1 protein-coding gene is annotated in these 586 nt (G+C 45.2%); it reads right to left on the bottom strand.

Going from position 1 to position 586, the window contains the following annotated elements; translation table 11 throughout:
• Nucleotides 1-586, bottom strand: a 586-nt coding sequence (locus R7Q48_RS29300) for a KpsF/GutQ family sugar-phosphate isomerase (protein ID WP_318133871.1), incomplete at both ends; no start/stop codon positions are given.

Genomic DNA, 586 nt, shown 5'->3' with positions numbered 1-586 from the left:
TACATCACACCAGCTTTTAGTAAATCATGCATATTTAATGCGCCAACGATTTTATCTTCTTTGCATAGGATAAGTGCGTTGATGTTTTTGTTCTGCATTAAGTTCAATCCTTCCACTGCTAACATTTCTGGATGTGCCGTGGTTGGATTTTTCGTCATGACTTCACCAATAGCCGGGGTATGAATATCAATGCGCTTATCCAAAGTGCGGCGTAAGTCACCATCGGTGAATATACCAAGCATAGCATCGTGCTCGTCCACGATTGCGGTCATTCCCAAACCTTTCTCTGAAATCTCCAAAAGCGCATCGCGAATCAACGCATCCGGAGACACTTTCGGTAATGCATTTCCGAAGTGCATAATATCAGACAGCTTAAGTAGCAATTTTCTTCCTAAAGCACCACCAGGATGTGAGAGAGCGAAGTCTTCTGCTGAGAATCCACGCGCTTGAAGTAGGGCAACTGCTAGCGCATCGCCCATTACTAAAGTTGCTGTGGTACTGCTGGTTGGTGCAAGGCCAAGTGGACAAGCTTCTTGAGGGACAGTGATTTGCAAGTGCAAGTCAGCCAGTTTTGCCATGTTGGATT

Source organism: Vibrio sp. 378 (genome assembly GCF_033339435.1).
This window is presented reverse-complemented; position numbering and strand designations above follow the sequence as displayed.